The sequence below is a fragment of the Bacteroides sp. AM37-9 genome (assembly GCF_003603455.1).
GTDB lineage: Bacteria > Bacteroidota > Bacteroidia > Bacteroidales > Bacteroidaceae > Bacteroides > Bacteroides xylanisolvens.
The window spans coordinates 1-772 of sequence record NZ_QTNF01000090.1 but is presented as its reverse complement, the minus strand read 5'-3'; the positions used below and the strand labels follow the sequence as shown (position 1 = coordinate 772).

At 43.0% G+C, this 772-nt stretch carries 1 protein-coding gene; it reads left to right on the top strand.

Annotated elements, in window-relative coordinates; translation table 11 throughout:
* Nucleotides 1–43 precede the first annotated feature (43 nt).
* The gene (locus DW862_RS25640) at nt 44–640 is read left to right on the top strand and encodes a UpxY family transcription antiterminator (RefSeq protein WP_008019042.1); all 597 of its coding nucleotides are present in this window, start codon (nt 44–46) and stop codon (nt 638–640) included.
* Nucleotides 641–772 lie beyond the last annotated feature (132 nt).

Sequence of the window (772 nt, the reverse complement as noted above, 5' to 3'; positions counted from 1 at the left end):
TCCGTTACCTAAGAAGTAACGGAATCACATGGGGTAAAAAAATATGATTTTAACGAAACCAAAATCAGTAAATGCCGGGCCTATTAGTGGGACAGGGGAAGGCGTAGCACACTCAAAACGCTGGTATGTAGCACTCGTTCGAATGCATCATGAGAAGAAAGTTGCCGAGCGTTTGTCTAAGATGGGAATTGATTCTTTTGTTCCCGTTCAGCAACAGATCCATCAATGGAGCGACCGTCGAAAGATGGTTGATACAGTCTTGCTTCCCATGATGGTTTTTGTTCATGTCAATCCAAAAGAGCGTATGGAAGTCCTAAGCTTCTCCACGGTTAGCCGTTATATGGTGATGCGTGGTGAAAGCACTCCTGCCGTTATTCCTGACGAGCAGATGGCGCGTTTCCGTTTCATGCTCGATTATTCCGAAGAAGCAGTCTGTATGAATGATACTCCACTGGCGCGTGGTGAGAAAGTTCGTGTGATAAAAGGTCCTTTGAGCGGCCTTGTTGGCGAACTCGTGACTGTCGGGGGTAAGAGTAAGATTGCCGTTCGTTTAAATATGCTTGGCTGTGCTTGTGTAGATATGCCAATCGGTTATGTAGAACCTACAAAGATTAGTAATGACGACACAAAAAAACTTTAACGTATTTCTATTTATTCTACTGTTAGGAGTTTTTTCTCCTTTAATGGCTCAAAATATGAGCGATTCTCAAGTATTGGAGTATGTCAAAGAGGGGATTAGACAAGGGAAAGAACAAAAACAATTAGCCTCTGA